This window comes from Pedobacter sp. Leaf250 (assembly GCF_920984735.1).
GTDB lineage: Bacteria > Bacteroidota > Bacteroidia > Sphingobacteriales > Sphingobacteriaceae > Pedobacter.
Window position 1 is genome coordinate 93,677 of record NZ_CAKLBU010000013.1, and the last position, 18,910, is coordinate 112,586.

Sequence of the window (18,910 nt, forward strand, 5' to 3'; positions counted from 1 at the left end):
TTTTGTACCATTCGATTTTAGATACACCTATTGAGTTTATAAAAGGCGTAGGGCCAAGTCGTGCAGATGTTTTGAAAAAGGACTTAGGTCTTTTTACTTTTCAAGACATGCTGTCGCACTATCCTTTTCGCTATATTGACCGTACAAAATATTTCAAAATCAATCAAATTGATCCTGATTCGCAATACATTCAAATTATTGGTAGGGTAATCAGCAAGAAAGTAATTGGTGATAAGAGAGCGAAACGAATAATCGCCCTTTTTAAAGATGAAACCGGAATTATGGAATTGGTTTGGTTCCAGAGTTTAAAGTGGGTTGACGATCATATTACCGTAGGAACAGCTTATGTAGCTTTTGGCAAACCCAGCTTATTTAACGGGACATTCAGTATATCACATCCAGAAATGGAATTATACCAAAATAAGCCTTCAGGAAGAGGAAATTTAACTTTACAACCAATTTATAGTTCTACGGAAAAACTCAAAAAGTTTACGCTAGATTCAAAAGGTATTCAACGATTAATCGCTGGTTTGCTTGATCAGGTTATTCCTCAAGTGCCTGAAAATTTACCTCAATATATTATCGATAAATATCAGCTGCCAGATAAAAAAATGGCATTACTCAATATTCATTTTCCTAAAAATCAAAAGGATTTGAATGCGGCTGAACGAAGGTTAAAATTTGAAGAACTCTTTTTTATTCAACTACAATTATTGCATAATAAGCAATTGAGACAGCTGAAGTTTAAAGGTGTGACTTTTGATAAAGTTGGTGAGAAGGTTAACCGGTTTTATAAAGAATTTTTGCCATTCGAATTAACCAATGCGCAAAAACGCGTGGTTAAAGAAATCAGAATTGATACCCAGCGTGGTGTACAAATGAATCGGCTTGTACAGGGTGATGTAGGAAGCGGTAAAACTGCGGTAGCATTGATGAGTATGCTATTGGCCAATGATAACGGTTATCAAGCCTGTATGATGGCACCAACGGAAATTCTAGCCAGGCAACATTATGCATCCGTTACTGAACTGGTAACTGATGATCTTGTTAAAGTTGCTATCTTAACGGGCAACACCAAAAAGAAAGAAAGAACCATTTTACACGAACAGTTGGAAAATGGTGAAATAGATATTCTTATTGGTACTCATGCATTAATTGAGGATAAAGTTAAATTCAAAAATCTTGGCCTGGTTGTTATTGATGAACAACATCGTTTTGGTGTAGAGCAACGGGCAAAACTCTGGCGTAAAAATATTATTCCGCCGCATATTTTGGTCATGACTGCCACACCCATTCCACGTACGCTTGCAATGACCCTATATGGCGACTTAGATGTTTCCATTATTGATGAATTGCCTGCAGGGAGAAAACCTATTGAAACCCGACATTTATTTGAAGGTCAACGCATGCGGATGTTTGGTTTTATGAAGCAGGAAATTGCAAAAGGCCGACAGGTTTACATTGTATATCCACTGATTAAGGAAAGTGAAAAGCTCGACTTGCTCCATTTGGAAGCTGGTGTTGAGCAATTAAGTTACCAATTTCCTCGCACTGATTATCAGATTAGTATTGTTCACGGACAAATGCCCAATGCAGATAAACAATTTGAAATGCAACAATTTATTGAAGGCAAAACTCAAATCATGGTGGCCACTACAGTGATTGAGGTTGGGGTAAATGTTCCTAATGCCTCGGTAATGGTGATTGAAAATTCTGAACGTTTTGGCCTATCTCAGTTGCATCAACTACGTGGCCGTGTTGGTCGCGGGGCAGAACAATCCTTTTGCATTTTAATGAGCGGAAACAAATTAAGTAGGGAAGGTAAAGTTCGTTTAGAAACAATGGTGCGGACAAATAACGGTTTCGAAATCTCTGAAATTGATTTACAACTTCGCGGTCCTGGAGATATTACCGGAACCCAACAAAGTGGCGTGCTGGATTTAAAACTTGCCGATTTAGCAAAAGATCAGATCATTTTATCCGAGGCTAGAAATACCGTTATCGAAATTTTTTCAGAAGACCCGCAATTGGAAAGGACTGAAAATAGTATGCTTAAAACACACCTTCAAAAATTAGAACGTGGAATTTCTTTTGATAAAATTTCTTAATATCATTTATTGGTAACGTTTCTAACGTGAATTTAATTCTTTTGCAATTTTAAGTTTGCAAACCTTAGTTTTGCGAAAATATATTCTCGTGACAGATTCAGATTCCAACCCCGTAATTATTAAACAAGATCCTTTCGCAGCACTTCGTTTTAAAGAATTTAGATCATTTTTAGGCATGCGCTTCTTTTTTACGCTAGCCTATCAAATGCAAGCGGTAGTTATAGGATATCATATTTACGATTTAACACACGATCCTTTAAAATTAGGTTTGGTTGGCTTGTGCGAAGCTATTCCAGCAATTGGAATTGCTTTATACGGCGGTTACATTGCCGATAAAAGTGAGAAACGTGGATTGCTCATCAAAATATTTTCAGGGGTTTGGTTGGCTTCGGTTATCATGCTTATTATAACCAGCAAATATTTACACCTTAAAGAAGATGTCATTGTACTTATTATGTATGGCTTGGTGTTCTGTATAGGGTTGGCAAGGGGCTTTTTTGGTCCGGCAACATTTTCGCTCATGGCGAACATCATCCCGAAAGAACTTTATCCAAATTCGAGCACATGGAATAGTAGTAGCTGGCAATTGGCCACTATTATTGGTCCGCTTTTGGGCGGTCTGGTTAATTGGCTTTGGGGAATTACGGCCGCTTACAGTGTTATTGTATTATTTGTTTCAGTATCCTTAATTTGCATTTTTACTTTTAAAAAGCATCCGGCAACCTTTGCACCAACTCAAAATATTTTTCATAGTTTAAAAGAAGGAATTCAATTTGTATTCAAAACTAAAATGATGGTTTGGGCAATGAGTCTTGATTTAGCTTCTGTATTTTTTGGTGGAGCTGTGGCCTTGTTACCAATTTTTGCGAAAGATGTTTTCCATTTGGGATCTTTTGGATTGGGTATGATGCGAGGTGCAGCGTCATCAGGAGCGGTTATTACCATGCTATTAATGACACGATTTTCGCCAATGGGAAAACCCTGGCGCAACTTACTAATTGCAGTAACCGGTTTTGGTTTAAGCATCATTTGTTATGGTCTATCTAAAAACTTCTATTTAACCTTATTCTTTTTGTTTTTAGAAGGATCGTTTGATAGCGTAAGTGTTATTATTCGCCAAACCATTATGCAATTGCTTACGCCAGATCATATGCGTGGACGGGTCTCGGCAGTAAACAGCATGTTTATTGGATCGTCCAATGAAATTGGGGAGTTCGAATCAGGACTCACAGCAAGGTACATGAAACTGGTTCCCGCTGTAGTTTTTGGCGGAAGCATGACGATTGCCATTGCAGGAATTACATGGCTTAAAACAAGAGCATTAACGAAGTTGAGTTTGCAGGATATTAACGAGCAAACAGCAAAGGTTTAATGTATTTGAAAAGGCAATTTGAGAACGTATTGATGTTCGGCCTGCCTTACCTCCAATCTTTTAAAAACATCTATCACGCTGAGTTTTTATTTTCGTCATTGCAATTCCGATCCTTCATCGGGAGAAGCAATCTTATTTGTAAAAAAAGGAGATTGCCGCAGTCGTGAAATACTCCCTCGCAATGACGATCGCCTTAAAATATCACTCATTTTTATTTTTATGAAATAAATTAACCCTCAGCATGACAGCTTATTTGAGCCTGCTGCTATTTACGTTTGCCCGGCGAAACCCTTAAAAAGATCGAAAAACCCTGCAACATAAACCCGATGGCACGGATGCCGGTTTTTTGCCAAACAATCGGCACTAAAATAGCACCGGCAGTAGGAACAGCGGGACAGAACCCAAACTAAGGGTACTGAAATTGCTTTCCAAATCCAATCTTACTAGAAATTTTAAAACTTCCGATTTTTCCCCCAAATTAGGTAAATTATTGAACCTAGAAATGGTGCCAATAGGATGATGACAAACCAAAGTATCTTGACTGGAAAAACCATTGTTCGGTTACGCGAAATGTGATATAATGCAGTTAATATAAGTGCCAACCAAAGGATGGCACCAATGATTATGATAATGCCAATTTCGTTGCTTTCAACTTGTGCTAGTAACATAGGATGAAGTTTTATTATACTTCAACAATTCTTTCGCCAATTTGTTGGCGCCACATGGCTTGATACAATCCATTTTGAGCAATTAATTCTTCATGTTTCCCTTGCTCGATAATGCGTCCTTTCTCCAATACGTAAATTACATCGGCATGTTTGATGGTTGATAAACGGTGGGCAATTAAAATGGTAATGTGATCGGTTAAGTTAGATACGGAGCGAATGGTTTTGGTAATTTCTTCCTCGGTGATGGAATCTAATGAAGAGGTTGCCTCATCAAATACCAATATATCTGGCTGGCGCAATAATGCTCTGGCAATAGATAAACGTTGTTTTTCTCCGCCAGAAACCTTAACACCACCTTCGCCAATTAACGAATCCAATCCTTTATCGGCTCTGGCCAATAGCGTTTGGCAAGCTGCCTGATTTAAAACTTTATAACACTCTTCATCGGTGGCTGTTGGGTTTACAAAAAGCAAATTTTCTCTTATGGTACCCGAAAATAGCTGCGTATCTTGAGTTACAAAACCTATTTTTTCGCGTAATGCATCTAAATCAATATCGTTGCTAGAAATCCCATTGTATAAAATCTCCCCGTCTTTTGCAGGATATAATCCAACCAAAAGCTTTACCAAGGTTGATTTTCCAGATCCTGATGGACCAACAAAAGCAATGGTTTGTCCGTTGTGGGTATCAAAGGAAATATTTTCTAATGCGTTTCTATTTGCCGTTAAATGTTTAAAACTTACCGCTTTGAAAGCAAGCTCTTTTATCTTTTTGATTGAAATTGGATTAACAGGTTTTTTATCTACAGGTGTGCTTAAAATCTTTTTAAAGTTGCCTAATGAAACCTCTGCTTCACGCCAAGCTAAAATTACATTTCCAAGTTCTTGCAACGGACCGAAGAGGAAAAATGAATAGAAAAGGAAAGTTAAATATTGCCCAGCTGTGATGGAATTATCAAAAATCAGCAACAATAAAACCAAAATCATTGTGCTCCTTACCAAATTTACAGTAGTGCCTTGAACGAAGCTCATGCTACGAACATATTTCACTTTCTTTAATTCCAAGCCTAAGATTTTGTAAGTCGTTTTATTTAACCGCTCAATTTCCTGATCGGCCAAACCTAAACTTTTAACCAGTTCAATATTTCTTAATGATTCGGTAGTGGAGCCTGCTAAGGCGGTTGTTTCGCCAACAATAGAGCGTTGGATGGTTTTAATTTTACGACTTAAATACCAGCTTACAAAACTAATAAGCGGAATGGCTGTGAAATAAACCAAGGTTACTTTATAACTGATGGAAACCGAATAAACGATAACGAAAATCATTCCGATTAAGCTCACAAACAAGATGCTGATGAAAGAAGTGATGAATTTTTCAGAATCTAAACGAACCTTTTGTAAAATACCCAAGGTTTCGCCACTGCGCTGATCTTCAAAAACCTGATAAGGTAGCTTCAAAGAATGTTGTAAGCCATCTGCATACATTTTTGCCCCAACTTTTTGGACAATAACACTGGTAAAATAATCCTGAAAGTTTTTAGCGATACGAGAAATCATTGCAGCACCAATGGCCAGTCCGATTAATCCCAATGAACCCCATAGGTACTGACTATAGGTTAGTTTATCTTTTTGATTGATAAAACGATCTAAAATTCTTCCGGTGATATATGGATCTAAAAGTGAAAAGCCAATATTTAAACCTGCAAGCAATAGCGCTAAAACCACAATCCACTTGTGGTTTTTCAGGTAGTCTAATAATAATCCCATTAAAGTTTTGTTGTTTGTAAATGCAAACATAAAAAAAGGGAATGGATAAAAATCCATTCCCTTTTTTTATGACTTTTTGGAAAGATACAGCCTATCTTCCTGTGACTAAAATCCGTATCTCAAACCGATTTGTGCCTGCCAAGGGTTACCCGTTGGCACTACAATTCCCGAATTATTAATGCGGTAATTAAATTGACGGTTAGCCGTGTCGTAATTGGCTACCGCAGGAGTGGTGACACCACCAGTTGTGCTTGCCGGAATTCCTAAGCCATAGATTGCCTGTGTACCTAAGTTTTCAGATGTTCCCCAGGTTTTTCTAAATAAGTTGGCTACGTTAAATAAATCGCCAGAAATTTCAAGACTTTGTTTTCTTCCATTGCCAAACTTAATTTGATAAGCAAGCCTTAAATCAATAGTGCCATAGAAGCCATTAATTCCGCCATTACGCTCGGCAAAAGTACCCTCATATTTTAAAATATAATCTTTTAAACTCTGGCTTGCTAATGGATTATCCAATAATGCTTGCAAACCGTTGCGAACATTTGCTGGAACACTAGGATTGTTTCTATCAAATATAAAAGCTAAATCATTGGTAGATACAAAATCGCCATTGGTGTTACCACCAGATAATAAACTATATCTTGTTCCACCAATTGCTGAATAACGTATACCTGCTTTGATTCCGTAGAATGAAGGTAAAGTACCATACACAACTACTTTATTGCGAAACTGACTATTTGAGTAAGTCATTTGGCTTAAGTTCCTTGGATCATCTACTACTGGTAATGATAATGTAGCGGAGTTGGCCACGTTTCCATTATATGAAGTATTGTCCTTTGCATCATTCCAGGTATAACTTGCAGTAATTTCACCATCTTTGAAATATCTCCAGGTACCATCAACCACAACAGCAAATTGGTTTACTTTTCCTTTGCTGTTTAATTCCAATACTCTACCAAATGAAGTGGTAGTTAGTCTTCCTGTTTTCCAGTCTGCTACACCATTTGATGGAATTGAAGGTACAAATACACCTCTGTTCCCTTCATTAGCCAATGTAAAATACGGTGTGGCAGCCATGTTTCTATCCACATACATGTAATTGTTGCGGGCCAAGGTTGCAAAAGCAGTTACACCTAAACGAATTTTATCGTTGATTAATTTACTGTATGATAAATTGGCTTTATAAACCACAGGCAATTTAGCATCTTCAGCATAGGTATTGATGGTTGCCAATTGTGATGCAGCTAAAGTAGGTGCTTGTCCGCCATTTCTGTAATCGTTAAAATTTGGAGTAGGTACAGCAGCTCCGGTTACGTCAACAGTTCCGAAGTGCTTTCCATCAAAAGTTAAGTTGTTAATCGTTACATAATTGTTAACGTCTGAACCAAAAATACCGGCACCGAAACGTAGATAATCTGTATGTTTCTCATTAACATCCCAATTGAATTGGATACGTGGCTGAATTAAAAACTGCTTTAACTTGTGGTCAGTTCTTACACCAATCGCATCAAACAATTGCTGGTTTAGCGGAGATGTTGGATAGCTGCTGTAATCAAGACGTAAGCCTCCTGTAAAATCCAGACCTTTTCCAAGCTGCGTTTGCATTTGACCATAAATGGCCGAGTTTAATAATTTACCCACCACTGTTGGATCGGCAACCAATGGCACCTCTCTATAATAACGGTTTGCTATGAGGTTATCGAAATTTTGTAATGAAGTTTGTACGTTTCCTGCCGCTGCGGTACCTGAGTTGGTAAATTCAAATCTTCCGTTCACTTCACTTCCATACAACGATTTTGCATGCGTGTACATGATATCCACACCAAAAGTAAATTTAATTTTGTCGGTGTTGTAGTAAAGATTATCAACCAATTGGAAAACGTTATTGGTAAATCCTTCCTGACCAAAGCGATGGCCACCAATTTGAATGGCACTGGTAACGTTGCTTCCGTTTGATAATGTTGAACCTAAATTACCCACAACTGCTCTTGGAATAGCGTATGACAATTGATCGTTTTGTGTACTCGCCTGATAAGTGTATAGATGTTGAACTTTTAATTCATTGGTTACCTTGCTGCTAATGGTAGAACGCAATGTTGCCAATAAACTATTATCAACGTTTTTATCGTTTCCGTAACTTTCGTAAAAGTTTATCGCTGTATTATCAGCCAGGCCAAGTGGGTTTCTATCGTTTGTATAATTATCTCTAACGGTTAATAGATTTTTCTCATCAATTTGCCAATCTAAACGAAGAAAACCTGCATCAGTACCTCTTTTTTTATCGAAAGAACCATATTGAGCACTATTGGCCACACCGTATTTGTTTCTTGCAACAGCTAAGAAACTACTTAAAGTGGCGTTTGTAACGTTAAAACGAGCTTCATCAGCAAGAGAGCCAATATCAGCAATAATTAACGGGCGAGAATCTCTTTGGTGATCCCATGCTGCAAAATAATGTAATTTATCTTTGATGATTGGTCCGCCTAAGCTAAATCCATATTGATAAGTAGAGAAATCGTTTACTCTTTTATTTCCTCTGATGTCGTAACTGCTGGCTAAAAAATCTGCCCTGTTGTAAGCAAATGCACTTCCTGTAGTTTCGTTTGTTCCTGATTTTGTTACTGCACTGATGGTTCCACCGCCGGCACGACCCAAACTTACATCGTATTGGTTGGTTACAACCTTAAACTCACGAACGCTCTCTATTGAGATTGAATAAGGTGCACCACTTCGGCTAGTTGTACTTCCTGATGATGTTGGGTTTTTTGCAGTCATACCATCAATGGTAAAGTTGGTTGAAGAACCCAGCTGACCAGAAATACCACCAGGACCAGCTAAAGGTGACAGGTCAGTTAAACTGGAGAAGTTACGTCCGTTTACTGGCAATAGATTCATTGTTTTTGATGAAATTTCAGTTGAAGCTCCAAATTGCTGTGCTTTGTTTCTTAATGCAGAACCGTTAACCTCAACACCACCCAGGTTTTGAGAAGTTTCTTGCATGTTAATTGGGATTTTAACAGCATCACCCTGGTTTAACATAAAACCAGTTCTATTTTGTTCAGCATAGCCAATATAAACTGCCTTTACCGTGTAAGGCCCACCCAATGGAAGTTCTTTAAAAGTGTATTCGCCATTGGCATTGGTAGAAGTTCTGGTGGTAAAACCAGTAGAGTTGTTTTTAATTTGAACGGAAACTCCAGGGATGGGTTTCTTTTGTTCATCCGTTATAATACCGGATATGGATGCCTGGGTAGTTTGTGCAATTGCTGAATGGGTAGCAAATGACAATAGCAGCATCACTGCAACTAGTAAATTTTTCATCATTGTTTGATTTTTTTAATAGGTTATGATGCTTGCATGAGCTTGTGCAATATTGATTTTTGCTCTTGCAGGTTTCATCATGATTAGTTCTGATTTTTATGATGCAAAATTGTAGTTGTAGTGTTAAGCTAGATTCGATTTTATGTTATCAAATGATTTATAAATTGGTTGATTTATGAATTAATGTTAAAATAAAAAACGGCCAATAAATTAATATTGGCCGTTTTCTGTTAAGTTATTGTGAATTTACTTCTTTTCCGAAGTATACTTATCGCTGAATTTTTTATCCAATTGTTTGTGCAAGTTATCCAGGTTGATATCTCTTCCCTGAATAAACGCCTGTTCTACTTTATTGGTTCTCATATCCAGAGCATCGCCGGCAGAAATAAAGAACGTAGCGTCTTTGCCAGTCTCGATACTGCCAGTAGTTTTATCAACGCCCATTACCTTTGCCGCATTTAATGTAATGGTAGATAAGGCCTTTTCTTTATCCAATCCCCAGGCTGTAACTGTTCCAGCCATAAAAGGCAGATTACGTTGTTGCCAATAACCATCAATACTCAATACTACATTCAAGCCTGCATTTGCTAAAACTGCCGCATTTTTATAAGGCATATTTACATCATCATCATTATTGTTTGGCAAAGCATGAGGTTGTTTAACCACCAGACTGATATTATTTTCTTTTAAGAAATCGATCACCAAATAAGCTTCATCAGCTCCGGTAATTACAGGAGTAATTCCGAATTTCTTAGCGAAATTTACGGCAGCAACAATGTCTTTCTGACTATCAGCTGAGATAAACAGTTTTTCCTGGCCAGAGAAAACCTTTTTCATGGCATCAAAGCGATTGTTGATTACTTCGGGTTTACCCATTTCAGAGTAAGCTTTTGCTTCTGCAAAGAAAGACGTCAGTTGGGCAACTGCTGCTTGAGTTCTTTCTGATAAAGCTTCAGGCGACATTTGCGGTCTGCCAAAACCACCAAAACCGCCCCTAAAGCGTGGCGTAACCGGCCAGCTCATGTGCATGGCATCATCGGTTTTAATCGCTGCATCTTCCCAATTCCATGCATCCAGTTGCACAACTGATGAACTTCCGGAAACGGTGCCACCTTGTGGTGTAGGCTGCGCCATTAAAATACCATTGCTACGTAACGTTGCCGGAACTTTCGAATCGGTATTATAGGCAACAATAGAGCGAATGTGCGAATTGAAATCGCCAATTTCCTGATAATCCAAAGTTGCTTTAATTGATTCAGTTTCTGCTAAACCTAAATTGGTGGTCGCAGCAATGAAACCTGGATAAATGTGCTTTCCGGTGGCTACAATACGGCTCACATCATCAGCAGGCACCTGGCCATTTGCAGTAACCGAAATAATTTTTCCATTACTGAAAAGAATAGTTCCATTTTCGATCACTGTTCCATTGCCTACATGTACAGTTGCGCCAGTAATGGCGATGGTTTTAGTTTGTTTTTTAGCTGGCGAAATGTTTGCCTGGGCAAAACACATCAGGCTTGTTGCCGAAAAAGCCAGACTCATTAAATATTTTTTCATGTTAGTGTGCATGTTCTTTCTCGGTTAATTCTGCTGAATAATTTTCTAAAGTTTCGCAATTGTACAAACGTGGTGCATCTCCCATTGGGCGTTGCATTCTGCCGCCTTTACTTTTGCTTTCTAACATTTTTTGAATCAAACGTGCTTTTTCAGCTTGCTGCGATTTAATTACCTGCGCATCTTTTTCGATATCCCAATAAGCAATACCATCAACAAATGTTTTCTCTGCTTTTGCGTAGATTGAAAGGGGATTAGCAGTCCAGATCACCACATCAGCATCTTTACCAGGCTTTAAACTTCCCACTTTATCATCAATATGAAGCATACGGGCAGGGTTCAAAGTCACAAATTTTAATGCATCTTCTTCAGGAACATTTCCATAAAGAACAGATTTTCCAGCTTCCTGATTCAAGTGACGGGCCATTTCTGCATCATCGGAGTTAAAAGCAGTAGTTACACCCACATTGTGCATAATTTTTCCATTGTAAGGAATGGCTTCAGCAACCTCATTTTTATAAGCCCACCAGTCAGAAAAGGTTGAACCTGCAATACCATGTGCTTTCATTTTATCAGCCACTTTATAACCTTCTAAAATGTGGGTAAAAGTGTTGATTTTAAATCCTAAGCTATCGGCTACGTGAATTAACATGTTGATTTCGCTCTGTACATAAGAGTGGCAAGTGATGAAACGTTTGTTGTTCAGGATTTCAACGATTGCATCCAGTTCCAAATCTCTGCGAACGCTGTTGCCTTTAACCTTCATTGCTTTTTCGTATTCTTTAGCACGGGTAAATTCATCCACAAAAGTTTGCTCTACACCCATACGCGTAACCGGGAAACGGGCACCTGTACCAAAGTTACTTTGCTTTACATTCTCTCCAAGAGCGAACTTGATGAACCCATCGGCACCAGCGAATTTTAATTCTTCAGGTGATTTACCCCAACGAAGTTTAATCAATTGCGATTGGCCTCCAACCGGATTTGCCGAGCCGTGTAAAATATGAGAAGTGGTAACGCCACCAGCCAACTGGCGATAAATGTTTACATCCTCAGAATTGATGATGTCTGCAATGCGAACTTCGGCAGAAACTGATTGTGCGCCCTCGTTAATTCCACCGGCGCCAGCAATGTGCGAGTGCTCATCGATGATACCTGCGGTAATGTGTTTGCCTGTAGCATCAATTACTTTTGCACCGCTGGCAGATAGATTTTTGCCAACGGCTTTAATTTTTCCATTTTCTAACAATACATCAGCATTTTGAAGGATGCCATCTTTTTCATTTGTCCAAACGGTACCATTTTTAATCAAAACGGTTTCTACTTTTGGTAATTCCGTGGCACCGAAAGCTGTGAATGGATAAATTAGAGAACCTACCGCTAACGAAGGTTTTGGCTCATCTTTTTTCGGCATTTCTTTTGCCGCTTCTTTAAAAGTTGCTGTAAATTTCCCTGCCGATCCATCGGCCAAAGCCGATTCGCCTTTGATGGTAATTGGGTTTGCAGAAGTAATGTATCCACTCAAACGCACATCACCTTTTGGGTTTTTCTTCAGATTGAAATTGATGCTTACCCAGTCGCCATTTCTGGTGAAAGTTGCAGTAGTTTTAACGCTATCTACACCAGTCCTTTCAATTGCAGCAGTTGAACCGCCACCCGTTCCGGTGATTTTTAGAGTTAAAGCGCCAACGCCATCAACATTTAAATTGTAAGTTCCACGCACATCGCTCACATCCATTTTGTTAACAATGAAACGCTTGCCCTGAACCCAATTTTCGAAAATGATATTTCCGTTTTTAAATAAGTTATCGGATGAAATTAAGAAATTGGCCACTTTACCTTTTTCTAACGATCCTACTTTATCGTTAATGCCTAAAAGTTCAGCAGGAATTGTGGTTACAGCAGCTAATGCTTGTTTTTCAGTTAAGCCATTTTCTATCGCAGTGCGAATATTGGCCCAAAAATCGCGACTGTTTTCCAATCCAAAAGCCGTTAAAGCAAACTTAACACCAGCTTTTTCTAAAGCTGCCGGATTAGTTGGTGCCAATTCCCAACCTTTCATTTGCGATAAAGTTACGTTTCTGGCTTCTGCCGGATCTTCTACATCATATGCTTTTGGAAAAGATAAAGGAACGATCAAACTGGCACCTGTTGCTTTTACTTCGTTGATGCGTTGATATTCATCACCACCCGACTTAATAATAAACTTTTTGCCAAATTCTTTTCCAATTTTATCAGCACGAAGTACATTCTGCCAGCCATCAACCTCAAAAATTTGCGGAATGCTCTGTTGCTTTCCGAATTCGTCCAATGAAATGTTGTATTCATCTTTTTGTTTGCCATACCAAGCTGCGTCATAATATGTTTGGCGTAACAACGCGATAGATCCCATTAAAGAAGTTGGATAATCGTTTGATGAAGTGCCTTTATTGAAAGAATAATTTGCTGCGGTCTGATCTTTTAAAATTACACTGTTATCAGCACCTTCGTTTAATGTTACTGCACTTGAAACGCCACGGGCAATACCATCGCGACTGATTACATTCACACTTCCAAAACCTACTTTACGTAATTCATCAGCTTTTTTAGTATCAACAGAAAAAATATTTTTTACATAAGTTTCTGGTCTGATGGCTTCGTTCCAACCGTAAGCACCTTTTTTTGTTGAAACAAAAATAGATTGGCGTTGTCCACCAAATCCACGAGCCTGGGCGGGTGCTTCTGCAATTCCGTAATTCGAAAAAGCATCAACCATTGAGGGGTAAATAAATTTTCCTTTCAAATCTACTACCACATAACCTTTTGGCACAGCAACACCAGCGCCTACTGCCTGAATGGTTTGTCCTTTGATTAGTAAGGTAGCATTTGTTAAGGTTTGATTGGCATTTACTACAATGGTGGCGTTTGTAAAAGCAAACATTCCTGGTCGGGTATCAAAAGAACCATTTACAGGGAAAGTAGTTTGTTGTGCAAACATGATTGTAGTAGAAAATACCATCGCAATAGCGAGTAAAATTTTCTTCATGATCAGTTTAGGGGTTTATTTTGTTTAAAACTAATATAAATTAGTGTTGGTTGCGCTGAATATCCTATTTTTTACAATTAATGCCTATTTTTGAGGAAACATATTTTAGAAAAATGTACAATATCTTAAAATCTGCGCACTCTGGATGGCGCTACATCGTATTAATATTATTGGTTGCGGCAGTTGTTAATGCTTTATCGGGCTGGTTAGGCAAAAAGACTTATACGGAAGGCAATCGCAAGCTGAATGTTTTTACATTAATTAGTGCGCATATTCAATTATTAATCGGATTGGTAATGTATTTTTTAGGTGATTGGTATAAAACAGATAGTAGCAATGCTGTTGGCCGCTATTGGAAAATGGAACACATTAGCATGATGATAATTGCTATTATTCTAATTACTGTTGGAAATTCAAAATCAAAAAAAATTACAGAAGCCGTGGCTAAGCACCGTACTATTGCCATCTTTTTCGGTTTGGCTTTAATCTTAATAATTATAACCATTTTCTTGATGGTTAAGGATGTGCCAGGAAGATCATTTTTCGGTATGACCCATTAAATAATAAAACTATTATCATAAATATTTCGGATTTTCATAATTCTTTATATTTTTGTCGCACATGATTAACAATATACATACATGGCTTTGGCAAAGTAATTCAACACAGAATTGCGCCGGCTGCGTATGAGGAAAATATTTTTATCAACCTAAACTAAATTGAACCATTAAAGCCCGGCGTAGAACCACACGCCGGGCTTTTATTTTTTAAAATAATTCCGTCATTGCGGGGTACGAAGCAATGATGACAACCAAAAGAAAATGTTTAAAATAAATACCACTTACAAAAAAATGCTTGCCGATACCACAACACCTGTGAGCATTTATCTACGTTTACGTGATGTATATCCGAACAGTATATTGCTGGAAAGTTCAGATTATCACAGCCGTGAAAACTCCATGAGTTTTGTTTGTGCCGATCCTGTTGCCGGAATTATTTTAAGGGGAAACCGACTGGAAACTTATTTTCCTGATGGCACAGTAGGAATTACCGAAAGTAAAAACCTGATGGATGAGATTGCTGATTTCAAAGATAAGTTTAAAGAAACCGAATTGCCTGAAATCAAATTTATTTCCAGCGGATTATTTGGATATTTTACATGGAATGCGGTTCAGCATTTTGAGGATATAAAATTCAATTCTGAAACACCAGATGGGGAAGAAATTCCCGAAATGCAATATCATTTGTATCGTTACATTATTGCTATTGATCATTTTAAAAATGAAATTACGCTTTTCAAAAATACATTCGACGAGGAAGAAGAAGGTGGTTTGGAAAAAATGGAATATCTGATCCAAAATAAAAACTATCCTGAATACAAATTCCAGCTTCGAGGAGAAGAAAGTTCAAACCTAACAGATCAGGGATTTATGGATTTGGTAGAGAAGCTTCAAAAACATATTTATCGTGGAGATGTATTTCAAATTGTGCCTTCAAGAGCTTTTAAACAGGCATTTACCGGTGATGAATTTAATGTTTACCGTTGTTTACGTTCGATAAATCCATCACCTTATCTATTTTATTTCGACTATGGAAATTTTAAGCTTTTTGGTTCCTCTCCAGAAGCACAAATTACCATCAAAAACAATACAGCCAATATTTTTCCAATTGCGGGAACTTTTAAGCGCAGTGGAAATGATATTGAAGATGCTGAACAAGCTAAAAAACTGGAGCAGGATCCAAAAGAAAGCGCAGAACACGTTATGCTGGTAGATTTGGCTCGAAATGATTTAAGCAGGCATTGCAATCGTGTAGAAGTAAAATCGTTTAAAGAAGTTCAATATTATTCACATTTAATTCACCTGGTAAGTAAAGTGAGTGGTCATTTGCAGGAAAATGTAAGTGCTTTTAATGTGGTGGCCGATACTTATCCGGCAGGAACTTTAAGTGGTGCGCCAAAATATAAGGCTATGCAACTGATTGATGAAAATGAGAAATTGGGCCGAAATTTTTATGCTGGGGCAATTGGTTTTATGGGTTTCAACGAAGATTTTAATCATGCCATAATGATCAGAACTTTTATGAGCAAAAACAACGAATTGCATTATCGTGCTGGTGCTGGCATAGTTGCAGACTCTGTACCCGAAACCGAAATGCAGGAAGTAAATAATAAAATTGCAGCCTTACGTAAAGCCTTGGAAATGGCAGAAGGAATTTGATAGTAAGTAGGAAATGTAAAATGGATGAGGTGTTTTAAAGAAAGAATTAATGGAAAACAAAGATAAAAAAACCGTTTTAGTGATTGATAACTATGATAGTTTCACGTATAATCTGGTTCATTTAATTAATGAAGTGGGTTACGAAGCGGTAGTTTGGAGAAACGATAAATTCGACTTAACTGAAGTTGAGCAATACGATAAAATTTTGCTTTCTCCCGGGCCTGGTATTCCTGAAGAAGCTGGATTATTATTAGATGTGATTAAAACTTATGCGCCAACAAAGAGTATTTTTGGCGTGTGTTTGGGTCAGCAGGCAATTGCTGAAGCATTCGGAGGTACATTGCTCAATCTCGGCAGGCCTATGCATGGCATTGCAACACCAGTTACAGTTGTTGATGGTGATGAGCATTTATTTTGGGAATGTCCGCAAACCATTAATGTTGGCCGCTACCACAGTTGGGTGGTAAGCAAGGATAATTTTCCTTCTTGTTTAAAAATTACAGCCAGAGACCACAAGAGTGAGATTATGGCTTTGCGGCATGAAAGTCTGGATGTTCGTGGGGTGCAGTTCCACCCAGAAAGCGTGCTAACTGAACATGGTAAACAAATGATGGAGAACTGGTTGACAACCCCCTATTCCCTTGAAGGGGGGAACTAAAGGCAAATTGGAACAGCGACTTTATTTAAAAACAAAGAGAAAATATTAATGCAAAATAATATGAACGATGGAAATTCAAAGTCCCCTTTAGGGGATTTAGGGGTTGGATCTATTTTAGATAAAATCGTATTACGAAAAAAACAAGAAGTTGCTGATGCAAAGCAATTGATTTCTATACAAGATTTAGAAAAGGCTGATCATTTTAAACGTACGCCATATTCTTTTAAAGAATTTTTATTGGCTCAAGACAGAACTGGAATTATTTCAGAATTCAAACGCCGTTCGCCTTCAAAGGGATTAATTAATGGTGTGGCGGATGTTGCTGAAGTAACGCAAGCTTATAATGCTGCCGGAGCTTCTGCGCTTTCTGTGTTGACCGATGTAGATTTTTTTGGTGGTAAAACCGATGATTTGCTGGCTGCCAGAGCAGTGAACGATATCCCAATTCTTCGTAAGGATTTCATGATTGATGAGTACCAGATTTTGGAGGCTAAAGCTTGGGGGGCGGATATTATTTTATTGATTGCAGCAATTTTAACACCGAAACAAATTAATGATTTTGGCAAATTCGCTCAAAATTTAGGGTTGAACGTATTGTTAGAAGTTCACAATCTCGAAGAGTTAGAAAGAAGCATTTGCCCGAATTTGGATGCCATTGGTGTAAATAATAGAAACCTTGCAGATTTTACCGTTGATATTCAAACCTCGTTCGATTTAGTGAACCGCATCCCAAATGAATTTCTTAAAATTTCAGAGAGTGCGATTAGTAATCCACAAACGATTAGAGAACTAAAAACAGCTGGATTTAACGGGTTTTTAATTGGTGAAAATTTCATGAAAACTAATGATCCCGGGGCTGCTATAAAAGAATTTGTTTCGCAGATTTGAAAATCTTCTAAGCGATTTTTGTCATTCTGAGCCTGTCGAAGACCACTTTATAGCGTTTCGACAAGCTCAATGCGACAATTTCTAAAAAACAAAGTGTTATATATGTATTTAATTAAACAATGCAAAAATGTAATACTTCCGATATCGCCTATTTTTTCTTTCGCAAACAAACCATAAACGTTGTTGTTAATCTGTTGAATAATCTTCAATACTTAACCAACAAATTTTGTTTATGCAGTACCTCGACCATATTTTCGGTTATCCTATTCCTATTTTCGTTAAAAACTTAATTATTGGTGTTCTCGCTATTTTGTTGGGTCTGGTAATCAAATTTATCATTCATAAAACCTTTATTTTACTTTCCCGGTGGTGGGATTTTATCATCATTAAATCAACTATAAAACACCTCCGTCGGCCGGTTGCAGTTTTTATTCCTTTACTGTTGCTCAACTCCTCTTTGGACTTAATGATTATGTCCACATCAGCACGTTTGCATTTGGAAAAGGCATTGGAAATTGCCCTTACTGCAGTTTTTGCTTTAATATTAATCAGGCTTATAAATGTTTTGGAAGATTTTTTCTATCTCAAATACGACTTAAATAAGGAGAACAATTTAAAGGAGAGAAAGATTAGAACCCAGTTACAATTTGTAAGAAAATTTGTGGTATCGCTGATCATTTTAATAACCGCCGCCATCATTTTATTAAGCTTCGAAAGTATGAGGAAAATAGGAGCGGGCTTGCTTACTGGAGTTGGGATCGGGGGAATTATCATCGGTTTTGCTGCCCAAAAATCATTAGGAAACTTATTGGCCGGCTTTCAAATTGCCTTTACCCAACCCATCCGAATCGATGATGTTTTAATTGTAGAAGGAGAGTGGGGAAGGGTAGAAGAAATCACATTAACCTATGTGGTAGTAAGCATTTGGGATCAAAGAAGATTGATTTTGCCAATTACTTACTTCATCGAAAAACCCTTTCAAAACTGGACAAGAGTTTCAGCAGATTTATTAGGAACTGTTTTTCTTTACATGGATTATACCATTCCAATTGAACCTTTGCGACAGGAATTAACAAAACTTTTAACTTCAAATCACCTTTGGGATAAAAGAGTTAATGTGGTTCAGGTTACCGATACAAATAAAGATGGCTCTATAGAAATCAGATTTCTGATGAGTGCTTCCAATTCTTCGAGGGCTTTTGATTTGCGTTGTTATGTTAGGGAAGCGATGATTACTTTTATCCAGAATAACTATCCTGAAAGTTTACCCAAAACAAGATTGGAGCATAAGGATAAATTTGCGGGTTTGTAGATTGTCAGTCTGAGCTTGC

12 protein-coding genes are annotated in these 18,910 nt (G+C 37.8%); 7 read left to right on the top strand and 5 right to left on the bottom strand.

Annotated elements, in window-relative coordinates:
- Positions 1-2 precede the first annotated feature (2 nt).
- Both recG and LUA91_RS13225 read left to right on the top strand, forming a co-directional pair.
- Positions 3-2,108 (top strand): ATP-dependent DNA helicase RecG, encoded by a 2,106-nt coding sequence (gene recG, locus LUA91_RS13220; RefSeq protein ID WP_231426526.1) that lies wholly within the window; start codon positions 3-5, stop codon positions 2,106-2,108.
- An 88-nt stretch (positions 2,109-2,196) separates the two neighbouring features.
- A complete protein-coding gene (locus LUA91_RS13225; protein WP_370633637.1) occupies positions 2,197-3,480 on the top strand; it encodes an MFS transporter in 1,284 nt (427 codons plus the stop codon).
- 452 nt (positions 3,481-3,932) lie between these two features.
- On the opposite strand, the gene LUA91_RS20670 is transcribed toward LUA91_RS13225, so the two are convergent.
- From LUA91_RS20670 to LUA91_RS13250, 5 genes are all read right to left on the bottom strand, one after another.
- Positions 3,933-4,148, bottom strand: a complete 216-nt coding sequence (locus tag LUA91_RS20670; RefSeq protein ID WP_255717812.1) for a PLDc N-terminal domain-containing protein — start codon at positions 4,146-4,148, stop codon at positions 3,933-3,935.
- A gap of 14 nt (positions 4,149-4,162) precedes the next feature.
- Positions 4,163-5,914 carry an ABC transporter ATP-binding protein gene (locus tag LUA91_RS13235; RefSeq protein ID WP_231426527.1) on the bottom strand — a complete coding sequence of 584 codons (1,752 nt, stop codon included), beginning with the start codon at positions 5,912-5,914 and terminating at the stop codon, positions 4,163-4,165.
- 105 nt (positions 5,915-6,019) lie between these two features.
- On the bottom strand, positions 6,020-9,238 hold the full coding sequence (locus tag LUA91_RS13240; RefSeq protein ID WP_231426528.1) for a carboxypeptidase-like regulatory domain-containing protein: 3,219 nt from the start codon (positions 9,236-9,238) through the stop codon (positions 6,020-6,022).
- A 243-nt stretch (positions 9,239-9,481) separates the two neighbouring features.
- Entirely contained in the window at positions 9,482-10,792 is a 1,311-nt protein-coding gene (locus tag LUA91_RS13245) for an amidohydrolase family protein (protein WP_231426529.1), read from the bottom strand.
- A gap of 1 nt (position 10,793) precedes the next feature.
- Complete coding sequence (locus tag LUA91_RS13250) at positions 10,794-13,814, bottom strand: amidohydrolase family protein (protein ID WP_231426530.1); 3,021 nt, start codon at positions 13,812-13,814, stop codon at positions 10,794-10,796.
- 113 nt (positions 13,815-13,927) lie between these two features.
- Between LUA91_RS13250 and LUA91_RS13255 the strand changes: the two genes are divergently transcribed.
- From LUA91_RS13255 to LUA91_RS13275, 5 genes are all read left to right on the top strand, one after another.
- The gene (locus LUA91_RS13255; protein WP_231426531.1) at positions 13,928-14,374 is read left to right on the top strand and encodes a cytochrome B; all 447 of its coding nucleotides are present in this window, start codon (positions 13,928-13,930) and stop codon (positions 14,372-14,374) included.
- Positions 14,375-14,635: 261 nt separating this feature from the next.
- The gene (locus LUA91_RS13260; protein ID WP_231426532.1) at positions 14,636-16,033 is read left to right on the top strand and encodes an anthranilate synthase component I family protein; all 1,398 of its coding nucleotides are present in this window, start codon (positions 14,636-14,638) and stop codon (positions 16,031-16,033) included.
- Positions 16,034-16,082: 49 nt separating this feature from the next.
- Positions 16,083-16,691, top strand: a complete 609-nt coding sequence (locus LUA91_RS13265) for an aminodeoxychorismate/anthranilate synthase component II (RefSeq protein ID WP_231426533.1) — start codon at positions 16,083-16,085, stop codon at positions 16,689-16,691.
- A 60-nt stretch (positions 16,692-16,751) separates the two neighbouring features.
- Complete coding sequence (gene trpC, locus LUA91_RS13270; RefSeq protein WP_231426534.1) at positions 16,752-17,579, top strand: indole-3-glycerol phosphate synthase TrpC; 828 nt, start codon at positions 16,752-16,754, stop codon at positions 17,577-17,579.
- A gap of 232 nt (positions 17,580-17,811) precedes the next feature.
- Complete coding sequence (locus LUA91_RS13275) at positions 17,812-18,891, top strand: mechanosensitive ion channel family protein (protein WP_231426535.1); 1,080 nt, start codon at positions 17,812-17,814, stop codon at positions 18,889-18,891.
- The last annotated feature ends 19 nt before the right edge of the window (positions 18,892-18,910 follow it).